The sequence below is a fragment of the Achromobacter spanius genome, assembly GCF_039673305.1.
GTDB classification, from domain to species: Bacteria; Pseudomonadota; Gammaproteobacteria; order Burkholderiales; family Burkholderiaceae_B; genus Achromobacter; species Achromobacter spanius_F.
Map to the genome: position 1 here is coordinate 125,722 of NZ_JBDJLJ010000007.1, position 15,066 is coordinate 140,787.

The 15,066-nt window shown below is 68.5% G+C and carries 13 protein-coding genes; 8 read left to right on the top strand and 5 right to left on the bottom strand.

Annotation, left to right across the window (positions count from 1 at the left end; translation table 11 throughout):
- Positions 1–38: 38 nt before the first annotated feature.
- From prfB to ABE485_RS09420, 3 genes are all read right to left on the bottom strand, one after another.
- Positions 39–1,143, bottom strand: a protein-coding gene (prfB, locus tag ABE485_RS09410) for a peptide chain release factor 2 (RefSeq protein ID WP_346515019.1) whose coding sequence is annotated in 2 segments (ribosomal slippage) — positions 39–1,061 and positions 1,063–1,143 — 1,104 coding nt in all. Because the reading frame shifts where the segments join, the coding sequence is not laid out codon by codon here.
- A 178-nt stretch (positions 1,144–1,321) separates the two neighbouring features.
- Positions 1,322–3,022: a single-stranded-DNA-specific exonuclease RecJ gene (gene recJ, locus ABE485_RS09415; RefSeq protein WP_346515020.1), complete on the bottom strand. Its 1,701-nt coding sequence runs from the start codon at positions 3,020–3,022 to the stop codon at positions 1,322–1,324.
- Positions 3,004–3,945 carry a hypothetical protein gene (locus ABE485_RS09420; RefSeq protein ID WP_346515021.1) on the bottom strand — a complete coding sequence of 314 codons (942 nt, stop codon included), beginning with the start codon at positions 3,943–3,945 and terminating at the stop codon, positions 3,004–3,006. The genes recJ and ABE485_RS09420 overlap by 19 nt, the downstream gene beginning before the upstream one ends.
- Positions 3,946–4,123: 178 nt before the next feature.
- On the opposite strand from ABE485_RS09420, the gene ABE485_RS09425 reads away from it, so the two are divergent.
- From ABE485_RS09425 to ABE485_RS09435, 3 genes are read left to right on the top strand one after another with little or no spacing between them, the layout of a single operon-like run.
- Positions 4,124–5,356, top strand: coding sequence for a lipoprotein-releasing ABC transporter permease subunit (locus tag ABE485_RS09425; protein WP_346515060.1), 1,233 nt, complete (start codon positions 4,124–4,126; stop codon positions 5,354–5,356).
- A complete protein-coding gene (locus ABE485_RS09430) occupies positions 5,349–6,038 on the top strand; it encodes an ABC transporter ATP-binding protein (RefSeq protein ID WP_346515022.1) in 690 nt (229 codons plus the stop codon). Before ABE485_RS09425 ends, ABE485_RS09430 begins: the two co-directional genes overlap by 8 nt.
- 50 nt (positions 6,039–6,088) lie before the next feature.
- Positions 6,089–6,907 carry a TatD family hydrolase gene (locus ABE485_RS09435; RefSeq protein ID WP_346515023.1) on the top strand — a complete coding sequence of 273 codons (819 nt, stop codon included), beginning with the start codon at positions 6,089–6,091 and terminating at the stop codon, positions 6,905–6,907.
- Positions 6,908–6,976: 69 nt separating this feature from the next.
- On the opposite strand, the gene ABE485_RS09440 is transcribed toward ABE485_RS09435, so the two are convergent.
- Together ABE485_RS09440 and ABE485_RS09445 are read right to left on the bottom strand one after the other, a co-directional pair.
- A complete protein-coding gene (locus ABE485_RS09440) occupies positions 6,977–8,377 on the bottom strand; it encodes a sensor histidine kinase (RefSeq protein WP_346515024.1) in 1,401 nt (466 codons plus the stop codon).
- A complete protein-coding gene (locus ABE485_RS09445; protein ID WP_346515025.1) occupies positions 8,377–9,090 on the bottom strand; it encodes a response regulator transcription factor in 714 nt (237 codons plus the stop codon). The genes ABE485_RS09440 and ABE485_RS09445 overlap by 1 nt, the downstream gene beginning before the upstream one ends.
- Before the next feature lie 212 nt (positions 9,091–9,302).
- On the opposite strand from ABE485_RS09445, the gene ABE485_RS09450 reads away from it, so the two are divergent.
- From ABE485_RS09450 to ABE485_RS09470, 5 genes are read left to right on the top strand one after another with little or no spacing between them, the layout of a single operon-like run.
- Positions 9,303–11,324: a ligand-gated channel protein gene (locus ABE485_RS09450; protein WP_346515026.1), complete on the top strand. Its 2,022-nt coding sequence runs from the start codon at positions 9,303–9,305 to the stop codon at positions 11,322–11,324.
- A 44-nt stretch (positions 11,325–11,368) separates the two neighbouring features.
- Entirely contained in the window at positions 11,369–12,310 is a 942-nt protein-coding gene (locus ABE485_RS09455; RefSeq protein ID WP_346515027.1) for a siderophore ABC transporter substrate-binding protein, read from the top strand.
- A 31-nt stretch (positions 12,311–12,341) separates the two neighbouring features.
- Positions 12,342–13,334, top strand: coding sequence for an ABC transporter permease (locus ABE485_RS09460; protein ID WP_346515028.1), 993 nt, complete (start codon positions 12,342–12,344; stop codon positions 13,332–13,334).
- The gene (locus ABE485_RS09465; RefSeq protein ID WP_346515029.1) at positions 13,327–14,310 is read left to right on the top strand and encodes an iron chelate uptake ABC transporter family permease subunit; all 984 of its coding nucleotides are present in this window, start codon (positions 13,327–13,329) and stop codon (positions 14,308–14,310) included. The genes ABE485_RS09460 and ABE485_RS09465 overlap by 8 nt, the downstream gene beginning before the upstream one ends.
- Positions 14,307–15,065: an iron ABC transporter ATP-binding protein gene (locus tag ABE485_RS09470; RefSeq protein WP_346515030.1), complete on the top strand. Its 759-nt coding sequence runs from the start codon at positions 14,307–14,309 to the stop codon at positions 15,063–15,065. Before ABE485_RS09465 ends, ABE485_RS09470 begins: the two co-directional genes overlap by 4 nt.
- The last annotated feature ends 1 nt before the right edge of the window (position 15,066 follow it).

The window sequence follows — 15,066 nt, forward strand, 5'->3', positions numbered from 1 at the left end:
GGACCTCGGGGTGCGTGAGCGGGGAAGAATCGCGGAACTTAGACGCCTTGCTTGAGGCTGGCCTGGATGAAGGGATCCAGGTCGCCGTCCAGCACTTTCTGCGTGTTGGAGATTTCGACGTTCGTGCGCAGGTCCTTGATGCGGCTCTGGTCCAGCACGTAGGAACGGATCTGGTGGCCCCAGCCCACATCGGTCTTGGAGTCTTCCAGCTTCTGCTGTTCGGCCATGCGGTTGCGCATTTCCAGTTCGTAGAGCTTGGACTTCAGCATCTGCATGGCTTCGGCGCGGTTGCGGTGCTGCGAACGGTCGTTCTGGCACTGCACGACGATGCCGGTGGGGATGTGGGTCAGGCGAACCGCCGAGTCGGTCTTGTTGATGTGCTGGCCGCCCGCGCCGGAGGCGCGGTAGGTGTCCACGCGCAGGTCGGCGGGGTTCACATCGACTTCGAACGAGTCGTCGACTTCCGGATACACGAACACGCTGGCAAACGACGTGTGGCGGCCGCCGGAGGAGTCGAAGGGGCTCTTGCGGACCAGGCGGTGCACGCCGGTTTCGGTGCGCAGGTAGCCGAATGCGTACTCGCCTTCGATCTTGATCGTGGCCGATTTGATGCCCGCGACTTCGCCGTCGGATTCTTCAAGGATCTCGGCCTTGAAGCCCTTGCGTTCGGCGTACTTCAGGTACTGGCGCAGCAGCATCGAGGCCCAGTCCTGGGCTTCCGTGCCGCCCGCGCCCGCCTGGATGTCCAGGAAGCAGTTCAGGGGATCGGCCGGATTGGAGAACATGCGGCGGAACTCGAGGCTTTCCAGCGTCTGCTGGAACGCGTCGGTGTCTTTTTCGATGGATTCGAGCGTGGCGCTGTCGTCGTCTGAGGCGGCCAGCTCGAAGAGTTCGTTCGAGTCGGCGAGCCCGGAGTTCAGGCGCGAGAGCGTTTCCACCACGTCCTCGAGCGACTTCTTTTCACGGCCCAGGTCCTGGGCGTGCTTGGGGTCGTTCCAGACGGCTGGGTCTTCGAGTTCGGCGTTTACGACGTGCAGGCGTTCAGCTTTGGCATCGTAGTCAAAGATACCTCCGTAGAGCCTGTTCGCGCTCCGCGTAGTCGGCGAGGCGGGCTGCGAGCTGGTTCTGACGTTCGGCTTCCATGATGATCCTGTCCTGATGACTTTTGTGCGAAACCTGGCATTTTACCGTGGTTGGGCCAAGTTCGCGGGACCAGGGCGGCAGAGGGGGGACGGATCGCTTTTGCGACGGCGGGCGGCGGTGGCGGCGCTGGCGCAGCCCGCGCCGCTGACGAACGCATGCAGAGGCGGCTTTGTCGCCGTCACCCGGCGTGTTCGATGACCAGTTGCACGGACACCATGCCGTTCCAGACGTTCTGTTCCAGGCGGTAGGCGGCCTGGATGTGTTCCGGCAGGGATTGGTCGTGGCCGAACCAGATGGCGTCAAAGCGCTGGTGGCCGCGTTCCAGCGACAGCTTCAGGTGCTTTTCGCCGACCAGGCGCTGGTTGCGCACGACGAATTCGTCCAGGAACAGCGGCGCGGCGAAGCCCGCGCCCCAGACCTGCTGCTGCAGCATGCCGGCCACGTCGGCGTTGGCGTAGCCCGTTTCCAGCGAGCCGTCGGTTTCGATGACGGGCTCGAAGGCGTCGCGCCCCGTGAGTTCGCGCACGGCGGCGTCGAAGGCGGGCGCGAACGCGGCAAAGTCGGCCTTGCCCAGCGTCAGGCCCGCCGCCATGGCGTGGCCGCCGAACTTGCGGATCAGGTTGGGATGGCGCTTGGACACCAGATCCAGCGCGTCGCGCAGGTGCACGTCGGGAATCGAGCGGCCCGAGCCGCGGATCTCGTCGTCGCCGGCGGGCGCGAAGGCCAGGGTGGGGCGCCAGAATTTTTCCTTCAGGCGCGAGGCCACCAGCCCCACGACGCCCTGGTGCCAGCCCGGGTCGAACACGCAGACGGTGGCGCCCGCCGCCGCATTGGGCTCTTCCATGGCGGCCAGCGCCTGTTCGCGCATTTCGGCTTCGATCGTGCGGCGTTCGCGGTTAATGTTGTCGAGTTCGCGCGCCATTTCGAGCGCCTGCGCCTCGTCGTCGGTGGTCAGGCAGGCGATGCCCAGGCTCATGTCGGCCAGCCGGCCGGCTGCGTTGATGCGCGGACCCAGCGCAAAGCCCAGGTCGAAGCCGTTGGCGCTGCGCGGTTCGCGCCCGGCGACGGCGAACAGCGCGCGCAGCCCCGGCTGCAGCCGGCCGCTGCGCATGCGCTGCAGGCCCTGCGTGACCAGCAGGCGGTTGTTGGCGTCGAGCTTGACCACGTCGGCCACGGTGCCCAGCGCCACCAGGTCGGACAGCGCGTCCAGGCGCGGGCCGCCGTCCGGTGCATAGACGCCGCGGCGGCGCAGTTCGGCGCGCAGGGCCAGCATCATGTAGAAGATGACGCCCACGCCGGCCAGGTTCTTGGACGGGAAACCGCAGCCCGGCTGGTTGGGATTCACGATGGCCAGGGCGTCGGGCAGGGTGTCGCCCGGCAGGTGGTGGTCGGTGATGACCACGCCGATGCCGGCCGCATTGGCCGCGGCCACGCCGTCCACGCTGGCGATGCCGTTGTCGACCGTGATGATGATGTCGGGCTTGCCGGCGCGGTGACGGCAGGCCAGGTCCACCACGGCCGGAGACAGCCCGTAGCCGGTTTCGAAGCGGTTGGGCACCAGGAAGTCGACGTCGGCGCCCATGGCGGACAGGGCGCGCAGGCCGACCGCGCAGGCGGTGGCGCCGTCGCAGTCGTAGTCGGCCACGATCAGCAGCTTCTTGCCGGCCTGGATGGCGTCGGCCAGCACGCCGGCGGCATGCGCCGAATGCGTGAGGCCCGCGGGGGGCAGCAGCGACGGCCAGGCCAGGCGGGTCTGGTCGGGGTGCGTGACGCCGCGCGCGGCCCACAGGCGGGCCAGCAGCGGATGGATGCCCGAGGCTTCCAGGACGTGGCAGGCGGCCAGATCGGCCGGACGGATGGTTAAGCGGGGTGAGACCACCAGGCGCTCCAGTTTTTCTTGGGCGCGGGCAGCAAGCCGAGCAGGCCCCCGCGCGGTTTCAGGTCCAGGGCGACCTTGCGGTCATTGCCCAGCAGCAACAGTTCCACGGGCGTGGCGGGCAGGCCCTTGGGGCCGGCCAGCGGACGCAGATGCTGCGCATCGAGTTCGGTCAGGGCATCCAGCCAGGCGGCCCAGTCGCCGGCCCGCTGGGGCGCGTCCAGGCTGGTCAGCACTTGCGCCGGCCCCGCCTTGGCTGCCGTCCAGGGCCTGCCGCCGCCGTATAGCCACAGCGCGTTCACCGGAGGCAGGCCGCGCGCCGCGCGGTCGTCGTTCACGGGGTGGCCGTGCCACGTCATCTGTATTTCATTGAGCAGGCGACGCCACGGGCGGGTTTCGGCGTCCTGGCGCCACCAGGCGTCCAGGCGTTGTCCGGCCACGGCCATCGGGCTGGCGGTCTGCGGACGCAGGCCTTCCGGCAGCCGCAGGCGCCAGCGCTCGGGCGAGAGGGCCTCAACCGCGAAGCCGGTGTCTTCGAACACGGGGCGGGCCGTCTCCAGCAGGGCTGCCGTTTCCTGCGCGCGCAGGTCCATCGCGCCGGGATCGAGCAGGGTGGCCTGGTCGGTGCCCAACGCCAGATGGACCAGTTCGGCCAGCCAGACGGCCTGCCCGTCGTCCGGGCCGCCGGCCAGCAGCGGACCCAGGCCCGCGCCTTGGAGCAGGCCCGGTTCGGGCACGTAGCCGGCGCGCTCCAGCTGCCAGGATTCGAATGCCGTGCAGCCGTGCGCACGCAGGTCGTAGGCCTGGGGCCGGGCGGCGCCGGCCTGCAGCCAGCCGTGCAGGGTAGGTGCGCGTTCCGGCAGCAGCTTGGCCAGTTCGGCGGCGACGGGGAGGTCGGGCAGGGCGCCCGGAATGACGATCAGCATGGCCGCGATTGTAGACCGGGGCGCCAAGGGGAACTTAGCGGCGGCGACAACTGCCATACGTTGTCACGCCTCGTCTCCCAACCGCACATCCGCGGGCGGATTTTCGGGCGGTTAATGCAATAATGCGCACGTGCTGAAAATACCCTACGAACTATGGATAGGCGCCCGCTATGCCGGGTTGGCCCGAATCCGCCAGCGACGCGGGCGCCGCGATCGCTTCATCTCCTTCATCGCCGCCAGTTCCATGGCCGGCATCGCGCTGGGCGTCGCTGCCCTGATCGTGGTGCTGTCCGTGATGAACGGATTCCAGAAGGAAGTGCGCGACCGCATGCTGTCGGTGCTGCCGCACATTGAACTCTACATTCCCGGCGCCTCGCCGGAGCGGGTGCTCGAGCAGTGGCAGCAGTTCGCCACCGCCGCCGAACGCAACCCCGAGGTCAAGGCGGGGGCGCCCTTCGTGGCGGCGCAGGGCATGCTGGTGCGGGGGCAGGCCTTGCGCGGCGCGCAGGTGCGCGGCATCGATCCGACCAACGAGGGCAATGTGTCCGACCTGCCCCGGCAGATGGTGTCCGGCAAACTGACCGATCTCAAGCCCGGCGGCTTTGGCGTGGTGCTGGGCAACGAACTGGCCGACGGCATGGGCGTCAAGGTGGGCGACACGCTGCTGATGATGGCGCCGCAGGGTTCGATCAGCCCGGCGGGTTTCGCGCCGCGCATGCGCCAGTTCACCGTGGTGGGGGTGTTTTCCTCCGGCCACTATGAATACGATTCGTCGCTGGCGTTCATCGACAACGACGACGCGGCCCGGGTGTTCCGCGATAGCGGCACGGCCGGCGTGCGCCTGCGGATCGCCGACATGCAGAAGGCCCCCGAAGTGGCGGCCGAGCTGCGCAACGTCCTGCCGCCGTACGTGATGGCCAGCGACTGGTCGCGCAACAACCGCACCTGGTTCGCGGCGGTGCAGACCGAAAAGCGCATGATGTTCCTGATCCTGGCGCTGATCGTCGCGGTGGCGGCGTTCAACCTGCTGTCGTCGCTGGTCATGGCCGTGAAGGACAAGCAATCGGATATCGCCATCCTGCGCACGCTGGGCGCGGGTCCGGGCGAAGTGGCGCGCATCTTCCTGGTGCAGGGCGCGCTGATCGGCGTGATCGGCACGTTGCTGGGCGTGGCCGGCGGCATCGCCATCGCCTACAACGTCGACGTGATCGTGCCCTTCATCGAGCGCATGCTGGGCGTGCATTTCCTGCCGCGCGAGATCTATTTCATCAGCGCGCTGCCGTCCGATCCCCAGATTGGCGACATCGTCACGATCGGCGTGACGTCGCTGGTGTTGTCGCTGCTGGCGACCTTGTATCCGAGCTGGCGCGCATCGCGCCTGCAACCCGCACAGGTGCTGCGCCATGACTGATACCCTGACGCCAGCCCTGCAGGCCGACAATATCGTCAAAATCTACGACGAAGGCCCCGCCCGCATCGAAGTTCTGAGCAACGTCAGCCTGTCCGTCGCCCGTGGCGAGATGGTCGCCATTGTCGGCGCGTCGGGCTCGGGCAAGAGCACCTTGCTGCACATCCTGGGCCTGCTGGACGTGCCCACCAGCGGTTCGGTGTCCGTCGACGGGCAGTTGGCCGTCGGCCTGTCCGAGGCCCGGAAAAGCGCGGTGCGCAACCGCAGCCTGGGTTTCGTCTACCAGTTCCACCACCTGCTGGCCGAGTTCTCGGCCCTGGACAACGTGGCGATGCCGCTCATCGTGCGCCGCGAAAACCGCGACAAGGCGCGCGAGGCGGCGCGCGAGGTCCTGAACCTGGTGGGCCTGTCCGCGCGCGAAGGCCATTTTCCGGGGCAGCTGTCCGGCGGCGAGCGGCAGCGCGTCGCGCTGGCGCGCGCCCTGGTGACGCGCCCGGTGTGCGTGCTGGCCGACGAGCCCACGGGCAACCTGGACCGGCACACGGCGCACAATATGTTCGAACTGCTCACCCGGGTGAACCAGGAATCGGGGACGGCATTTGCCATCGTGACGCACGATCCCGAACTGGCCGCCCGCGCCGACCGCCAACTGCTGATGGAAAACGGCCGGCTGGTTTCGGGGTGATCCCCGTTCGGTCCGGACGGGCGGATAATCCAGGCCAGGAGGACGCGCCCATGCTCATCGACACCCATTGCCACCTGGACGCCGCGGAGTTCGACGCCGACCGCGAACAGGTGGCCGACCACGCCGCCGAGGCCGGGGTCCAGGCCATCGTCATTCCCGCCATCGAGCGCGCCAATTTCGCGGTGGTGCGCGACCTGGCGGGCAAGGTCGCCGGGGGCGCTTACGCGCTGGGCATCCATCCGCTGTACGTGCAGCGCGCGGCCGACGCCGACCTGGATGCGCTGCGCGAGGCGATCCGCGAATCGCTGGGAGACCCGCGCTTTGTCGCCATCGGGGAAATCGGCCTGGATTTCTTCGTGCCCGACATCTCGTCCGGGGAACCGCGCGAACGCCAGGAACGGTTTTATGCCGCGCAGTTGGCCATGGCCGCCGAGTTCGGCCTGCCCGTGCTGCTGCACGTGCGCAAATCCCAGGACATCCTGCTCAAGCACCTGCGCCGCCATGGCCCCATCGGCGGCATTGCGCACGCCTTCAACGGCAGCGCCCAGCAGGCGCAGGCGTTTGTGGACCACGGCTTCGCGCTGGGCATGGGCGGCGCCATGACCTACGAACGGGCGCTCCAGATCCGCCGCCACGCGGTGGACGTGGGGCTGGAGCACCTGGTGCTGGAAACCGATGCGCCCGATATTCCGCCCGCCTGGCTGCACCCGCCCCAGCGCCGCAATCGTCCCGGCGAGCTGGCGCGCATCGCCCAGGTGCTGGCCGAACTGCGCGGGATCACGCCGGCGCAGGTGGCGCACGCCACGTCCGCCAATGCCATGCGCGTCCTGCCCAGGCTGCCGGCGGCGATTCTGGCGGATTCCGAATAGCAATCAGACTTTGGTCGAAGGCAGCGCCGTGGCGGCGGTTGCCGCGCGGCGGCCCCGCTTTTGCGGGGCTTACGCTTGCGGGGCCGGCAGCAGCGGCAGCTCCATGCGCACGCTCAGGCCCTGCGGCGAAACGTTGCGCGCGGAGATGGCCCCCTTGTGCGCGGCGATCGCGGCCTGTGCGATGGACAGGCCCAGCCCGGCGCCGCTGCCTGGCGCTGCCGTCGATGACGCCGTGCGGTAGAAGGGCTCGAACAGCGACGCCAGGTCCTGCGCGGCGACGCCGGGGCCGCGGTCCTCGATCTCGACACTGGCTTCGCTTGCGCTGATCAGCAGGCGCACCCGGATCACGCTGTGCGCGGGGGCGAAGCGCAGCGCGTTGCGCAGCACGTTTTCAATGGCGCTGGCCAGGCTGTCGCGGTCGCCGGCGATATGGACCGGCGGCGGCGTGTCCCACGCGATGCGGATGTGGCGGCCTTCGGCTTCGTAGCGGGCGTCGTCCACCACGCCCGACACGACTTCCGACAGGTCCAGCGGTTCGGTGGGCGCGGGCAGCGCGCCCACGCGGGCAAGCCGCAGGGTGTTGCCCACCAGCGCATCCAGGCGCTCGCATTCGCGTTCGATGCGGTCCAGCTGCAGGTCGCGCCGTTCGTCGTTGCGCCGCGCCAGTTCCGCCGCCAGCCGCAGGCGCGCGAGCGGCGAGCGCAGTTCATGCGCGACGTTGTGCAGCAGTTGTTCCCGCGTGTCCACCAGCGTCTTCAGGCGCGCCGCCATGGCGTCGAAATCGCGCGCCAGCATGCCGAGTTCGTCGCGGCGCCTGGCCAGCTTGGGCGGCGTGTGGGTTTCCAGGCGCCCGGCTGCCAGCGCCTGCGTGGTTTCGCGCAGCTGCGCCAGCGGCGCGGTGACGTGGCGCGTCAGCGCCCAGCAGAACGGGGCGGTCACCGCCAGCGCGAACAGCAGCAGGGCCAGCGCCACGGGCGAGAGCGCCAGGACTTCCCAGCGCGACGAATCGAAGGGCAGGAACAGCATCAGCAATTCCGACCCGTCCGGCAGGGTCAGAAGCTGGGGCTCCCACCAGGACACGCGTTCGACGGCGGGATCGGCGGGCTGGTAGTCCGCCTGCGCGGACCGGTCCGGTCCCGCGCGGTAGGCCACCAGCCAGTCGTGCAGGCGGGTGGGCAGGCGGCGGCCCAGGATGTCCGCATCCTGCGCGTCCATGATGTAGATCTTCAGGGCCGAGTAGTTGTCGTCCATGGCGCGGACCCAGCGCTCCAGCCCCGCCTCGCCCTGCGTGCGCGCCACCTGGGCGGCGTCGCGCGTCAGGTTGGCGGGATTCAGGCCGTCCAGCGAATTGAAGCGGTACCAGGCGACCGCGGCGGTCAGCACCATGCCGCACACCAGGATGACCGCCATGGCGCCCCAGAAGGTCAGGAAGGCGCGCCAGAACAGCGAGCGGGCGGGCAGGCGCACCATCACGCGGCGCCGGCCAGCACGTAGCCCAGGCCGCGCAGGTTGCGGATGGACAGCGTGTCGGCGCCCTGGTCCAGGCGCAGCTTCTTGCGCAGGCTGCTGATGTGGGTGTCGATGCTGCGGTCGTAGCGGTCCGGCGCGCGCCCCAGCGCGTACAGCCCGATCTGGTCGCGCGCGATCACCTGGCCCGGCGCGCGCATCAGGATCTCCAGGATGCGCTGCTCGGCGCCGGTCAGCAGGACTTCGTCCGCGCCCAGGCGCGCGCGCCCGGTGGCCGGGTCCAGCGACAGAGCCCCCAGGTTCAGCCGGGGCGCCGCGCCGCCGGGCGCTTCTTCGAAACGGCGCAGCACGGCCGTGATGCGGGCCTTGAGCTCGCGCGGGCTGAAGGGCTTGGCCAGGTAGTCGTCGGCGCCGAATTCCAATCCCAGCACGCGGTCGGTCTCGCCGCCGTGCGCCGTGAACATGATGACGGGGCGGCGCGAGCGCTGCCGGTAGTGCTTGAGCAGGTCCAGGCCGTTGCCGTCGGGCAGCATCAGGTCAAGCAGCACCAGGTCGACGTCGTCCTGCGCCAGCAGGGCAAGTCCCTGGGCGCCGGTATGGGCCAGCGTGAGCTGGCAGTGATTGGGTTCGAGGTATTCACGCAGCATCTGCGCCAGTTCGACGTCGTCGTCGATCAGGAGTATGCGGCGCGCCATCGTTGAGGGATTGAAAGGCATGCGTCGTGGGCTTCCTGCATCCGGCAGTGTGGCCGAAGGCCGCGCGCCGGAGTGTCAAGAAGTGCAAAGAAGATAAAAGTTGCGGAAAGCGTGTTGCCGGGTTCCGCCAGCCCCAATTCTAATATGAGAATAGTTTTCATTAATAAATGGGAAGCCGGAGCGGCGCCGCGCGTGGGGCGGGGCGCCATCCGGGGACGGGAGTAGTCGGAATCATGAGCAGCAAAGATCTGGCCGCCGGCCAGCGCATCGTCGCGTCGCGCACGCAACTGGCCGCCGCCTTGTGCGCCGCGGGACTGGGCATGGCGCCCGCGGCTGTCTGGGCCCAGCAGGCGGACACCACGCGGACGATGGACACCGTGGTCGTGACGGCAAGCGGTTTCGAGCAGGAAATCCGCGATGCGCCGGCCTCGATCAGCGTCATCACGCGCGAAGACCTGGACAAGAAGTTCTACCGCGACCTGAACGACGCGCTGGTGGAAGTGCCGGGCGTCATCGTGACGGGCGGCGGCGACCGCCAGGACATCAGCCTGCGCGGCATGGGCCCGAAATACACGCTGATCCTGATCGACGGCAAGCGCCAGAACTCCCGCGAGACCCGCACCAACTCGGATTCGACGGGCGTCGAGGGCGGCTGGACGCCGCCGCTGTCGGCCATCGAGCGCATTGAAGTGGTGCGCGGCCCGATGTCTTCGCTGTACGGCTCGGACGCCATGGGCGGGGTGATCAACATCATCACGCGCAAGGTCCCGGACGAGTGGCACGGCGAAATCCGCATGGATACGACGATCCAGGAGAGCAGCAAGTCGGGCGACATCTACCAGGGCAACTTCTACCTGGCCGGCCCGATCAAGAACGACCTGCTGGGCCTGCAGATCTACGGCCAGGCCACGCAGCGCGACGAAGACAACATCTACAACGGCTATCGCAAGCGCAATGCCGAGAGCGTGACCGCCAAGCTGGCGCTGACGCCCAACCGCGACCACGACGTCGTGCTGGAAGCGACCACGATGCGCCAGAAGTTCCAGGACACGCTGGGCAAGACCGTCGAGCCGCTGCCGCCCGGCACGGCCTGCCCGCGCACGGGCTGCCCGGCGTCGTCGGAAACCGATTACCGCAGCGGCAAGTGGGCGCTGTCGCACACCGGGCGCTGGGGCTGGGGCGTGTCGGACAGCTATGTGCAGCAGGAAGAGTTCGACAACCGCTCGCGCCAGATGAAAATCAAGAACCTGGACCTGCAGACGTCCTGGACGCTGCCGCTGGGTTCGCACATGCTGACCCTGGGCGGCAGCTATCTGAACCAGCGCCTGAACGACCAGACCGGCAACCAGCTGGCCGGCGGCCCGAACAAGGTGGAACGCTACCAGTGGGCCCTGTTTGCCGAGGACGAATGGCGCCTGACCGAGAGCTTCGCGGTCACCGGCGGCCTGCGCATGGACGAGGACGAGAACTTCGGCAGCCACTTCAGCCCGCGCCTGTACGGCGTGTGGCACATGGCCGAGCGCTGGACCCTGAAGGGGGGCGTCTCCACGGGTTTCCGTGCGCCCGACCTGCGCCAGACGGTGGCCGGCTGGGGCCAGACCAGCCGCGGCGGCAACATGTACGGCAACCCGGACCTGACGCCCGAGAAGTCGGTGACCCAGGAAATCGGCCTGATCTATGACGACGGCGCGGGCCTGAACGCCGGCCTGACGCTCTTCAACAACGATTTCAAGGACAAGATCACCCGCGTGGCGTGCCCGCTGTCGCAGTGCACCGACGGCCCCAACCAGTTCGGCGCGAATCCGACCACGTACATGAACGTGGACAAGGCCGTGTCGCGCGGCGTCGAGGCCAGCCTGAAGCTGCCGCTGTCGGCCGACTGGTCCATGACCAGCAGCTACACGTTCACCAAGTCCGAGCAGAAGTCGGGCCAGTACAAGGGCGAGCCGCTGAACCAGCTGCCCAAGCACCTGTTCACCACCACCGTGAACTGGCAGCCGTCCGATGCGCTGCAGGCCTGGGCGCGCGTGAACTTCCGCGGCCGCGAAAGCCAGCCCGTCACCGGTCCGTCCTCGGATGCGCTGGTGGCCCCGTCCTACACCTTCGTGGACCTGGGCGGGTCGTACGCCGTGAACAAGACGGTGTCGGTCTATGCCGGCATCTACAACCTGTTCGACAAGCAGGTCGCCTACGACGACTTCGGCTATGTCGAAGACGGCCGCCGCTACTGGCTGGGCGTGGGCGTGAAGTTCTGATGAAGACGGGGCGCCCTCGGGCGCCCGCAACAGAGAGGATGTGAATGACGAATTCCAAGCAAGCATGTCGCTGGGCGGCCCGCGCCGGCGCCGCCCTGATCCTGGGCGCGGCGTCCGCCGTGTGGGCCGCGCAGGCCACCCTGCCGGTCAAGCACGCCCGCGGCGAGACTGCCGTGCCCGTCAATCCGGCCAAGACGGTCGTGCTGGACCTGGCCGTGCTGGACACCCTGCATGCCCTGGGCGTGGACCCGGTGGGCGTGCCCAGCGCCGCCAAGCTGCCGCCGCAATTGAGCCAGTTCGCGGATCAGCGCTACCTGAAGGCGGGCACGATGTTCGAGCCCAACTACGAGGTCATCCACGCGGCCGCGCCGCAGCTCATCTTCGTGGCGGGCCGCTCGGCGCCCAAGTATGACGAGCTGTCCAAGCTGGCGCCCACCGTCGACCTGACCGTCGACGCCAAGGACCTGGTCGGCAGCGTCAAGCGCAACACCGAAACGCTGGCCGCCATCTACGGCAAGACGGCGCAGGCCAAGGAAAAGCTGGATGCGCTGGACGCGTCCATCGCGTCGCTGAAGGACAAGGCCGCCAACGCCGGCACCGCTTTGATCGTGCTGACGACCGGCGGCAAGATGAGCGCCTACGGGCCCGGTTCGCGCTTTGGCGTGATCCACGACGCCTTCGGCGTCAAACCCGCCGCGACGGGCCTGAACGTGTCCAACCACGGCCAGGCGATCTCGTTCGAGTTCATTGCGCAAACCGACCCGGACTGGCTGTTCGTCATCGACCGCGACGCCGCCATCGGCCGCGAGGGCGTGTCGGCCCAGCGCATGCTGGACAACGAACTGGTGCGTCCGACCAAGGCGTGGAAGAACAAGCGCGTGGTCTACCTGAACGGCTTCAACTGGTATCTGCTGGGCAGCGCCGGGCTGACGGCCATGCAGCAGAACGTGGACCAGATCGCCGCGGCGCTCGCGCAGGGAAAGTAAGCGGCATGCGGGTTGCGTGGAAGGGCCGCCGATGAACTGGCGGCGGGTGATCAGCGGCTGGGGCGGCCTGGCCGCGGTGCTGGCGTTGTTGCTGCTGTTGTGCGCGGCCAGCGTCAGCCTGGGCGCGGGGCAGATATCGTGGGCCGCGCTCTGGAGCGGGGGCGAGGAGGCCGAGCGGGCCTGGCGTCTGCTGATGGTCAGCCGCATCCCGCGCACACTGGCCCTGCTGCTGGCGGGCATGGCGCTGGCGGTGGCCGGCCTGATCATGCAGATGCTGGTGCGCAACCGCTTCGTAGAGCCCACGACGGCCGGCACCGTCGAATCCGCCACGCTGGGCATCCTGGTCGTCACGCTGCTGGCGCCCGACACGCCGGTGATCGGCAAGATGCTGACCGCCACGGGCTTCGCCCTGGCGGGCACCCTGCTGTTCCTGGCGCTGCTGCGGCGCGTGCCGCTGCGCACGCCGTTCATCGTGCCGCTGATCGGGCTGATCCTGGGCGGCGTGATCCACGCGGTCACGACATTCTTCGCCTATCGATTTGACCTGCTGCAGTCGCTGCACGCCTGGACCACCGGCGACTTCTCCGGCGTGCTGCGCGGCCGCTACGAGTTGCTGTGGATCGGCTTCGGCCTGGCCTGCGCGGCCTATGCGGCCGCCGACCGCTACACCGTGGCCGGCATGGGACGCGAGTTTGCGTCCAACCTGGGCCTGAACCACGCGCGGCTGACGCTGGTGGGCCTGGTGATCGTTTCGGCCATTTCCGCCGTGGTCGTCGTGACGGCGGGCGGCATTCCCTTCCTGGGCCTGATCGTGCCCAATGCGGTCAGCCTGGTGCTGGGCGACAACATGCGCCGGGCCATCCCGTGGGTGGCCGTTCTGGGCGGCGTGTTCGTGCTGGCCTGCGACATCATCGGCCGCCTGGTCATCCATCCGTATGAAATTCCCATCGGGACGGTGGTCGGCGTGCTGGGCAGTGTCCTCTTCCTGTGGCTGCTGCGCACGCGGAGGAACCGCCTTGGCTGACGCCTCGCTTTCCCTGCCGGCCGTCCGCTCGCCGCAGGCCTGGCGCCTGACGATCCTGGCGCTTGCCGCGCTGGCCTGCGTTGTCGCCTTCATGACGCTGGGCGCGAACGGCCAGTGGTCGTTCGTGATCCCGTTCCGCGGGGGCAAGCTGCTGGCCATGCTGCTGGTGGCCTATGCCGTGGCGGTGTCGTCGGTGCTGTTCCAGACCATCACGCACAACCGCATCCTGACGCCCGCCATCATGGGGTTCGACGCCCTGTACCTGCTGATCCAGGCCGTGGTGGTGTTCGGATTCGGACAGGCGGCGGCCAGCGCCAGCCACCCGGTGGCCGCGTTCCTGCTGGAGGTGTGCGCCATGACGGCGTTCGCCTGCCTGCTGTTCCGCTGGCTGTTTTCCGACGCCGTGCGCAGCCTGCACCTGATGATGCTGGTGGGCATCGTCTTCGGCCTGCTGTTCCGCAGCCTGTCCAGCTTCGTGGTGCGACTGATCGATCCGAACGAATTCCTGGTGCTGCAGGACCGCATGTTCGCCAATTTCAATTCGGTGCGCGTGGGCCTCCTGCCGATCGCATTCGCGGCGGTGTGCGCCGCGTCCCTGCTGATCTGGCGGATGCGGCGCCGCTACGACGTGCTGGCGCTGGGCCGGGAGATTTCCGTCAACCTGGGGGTGGACTACCGGCGCACGCTGATGCTGACACTGGCGGCCATCGCCGTGCTGGTGTCGGTGTCCACGGCGCTGGTCGGGCCGGTGACCTTCTTCGGCCTGCTGGTCAGCAACCTGGCGTATCACGCCATGGGATCCGACAGGCACAGGTACACGGTGCCGGCCGCGACGCTGCTGAGCGTCATCTTCCTGGTGGGCGGCCAGACGCTGCTGGAACGCGTGCTGGGGCTGAACACCACGGTCAGCGTGGTGATCGAATTCGTGGGCGGCGTGATGTTCCTCGTCCTGATCTTGCGCAGGGGGCGCCGATGATAGAAATCCAGAACGTCAGCAAGCAATACGGCGAAGCCGTGGTGATCGACGACGTCAGCCTCGACCTTCCCGCGGGCGGGGTCACCGCCATCATCGGGCCCAACGGCGCGGGCAAGTCCACGCTGCTTTCGATGGTCAGCCGGCTGCTGCCGATGAGCGCGGGGCGGGTGATGGTGGAGGGGCTGGACGTGACGCGCGCCGACAGCCGCGAACTGGCGCGCCGCCTGGCCATCCTGCGCCAGGACAACCACCTGCCGCTGCGGCTCACGGTGAAGGACCTGGTGGCTTTCGGGCGCTATCCGCACACGGGCGGGCGCTTGACGCTGGATGACAAGGCCCATATCGATCAGGCCATCGCCTACCTGAATCTGGAGCCGCTTGCCGACCGCTACCTGGACGAGATGTCCGGCGGCCAGCGCCAGCGCGCCTTCGTGGCCATGGTGCTGTGCCAGGACACGCGCTACGTCCTGCTGGACGAGCCGTTGAACAGCCTGGACATGAAGCACGCGGTCGCCATGATGGGCACCTTGCGCCGCGCGGCGGACGAACTGGGCAAGACGGTGGTGCTGGTGCTGCACGACATCAATTTCGCGTCCAGCTATGCCGACCGCATCGTGGCCATGCGGCAGGGGCGCATCGCCCGCCATGGCACGCCGGCCGAACTGATCCGGCCGGACGTGCTGAGCGAGCTCTACGAACTGCCGATCGACGTGCACGAGATCGGCGGCAAGCGGATCTGCGTGTATTACCGCTAGG

Excerpts from the sequence above, each read along its gene's own strand:
- ABE485_RS09420 (WP_346515021.1), bottom strand. The coding sequence starts at position 3,945 with ATGCTGATCGTCATTCCGGGCGCCCTGCCCGACCTCCCCGTCGCCGCC.
- ABE485_RS09430 (WP_346515022.1), top strand. The coding sequence starts at position 5,349 with ATGACTGATACCCTGACGCCAGCCCTGCAGGCCGACAATATCGTCAAA.
- ABE485_RS09435 (WP_346515023.1), top strand. The coding sequence starts at position 6,089 with ATGCTCATCGACACCCATTGCCACCTGGACGCCGCGGAGTTCGACGCC.
- ABE485_RS09440 (WP_346515024.1), bottom strand. The coding sequence starts at position 8,377 with ATGGTGCGCCTGCCCGCCCGCTCGCTGTTCTGGCGCGCCTTCCTGACC.
- ABE485_RS09445 (WP_346515025.1), bottom strand. The coding sequence starts at position 9,090 with ATGCCTTTCAATCCCTCAACGATGGCGCGCCGCATACTCCTGATCGAC.
- ABE485_RS09450 (WP_346515026.1), top strand. The coding sequence starts at position 9,303 with ATGAGCAGCAAAGATCTGGCCGCCGGCCAGCGCATCGTCGCGTCGCGC.
- ABE485_RS09455 (WP_346515027.1), top strand. The coding sequence starts at position 11,369 with ATGACGAATTCCAAGCAAGCATGTCGCTGGGCGGCCCGCGCCGGCGCC.
- ABE485_RS09460 (WP_346515028.1), top strand. The coding sequence starts at position 12,342 with ATGAACTGGCGGCGGGTGATCAGCGGCTGGGGCGGCCTGGCCGCGGTG.
- ABE485_RS09470 (WP_346515030.1), top strand. The coding sequence starts at position 14,307 with ATGATAGAAATCCAGAACGTCAGCAAGCAATACGGCGAAGCCGTGGTG.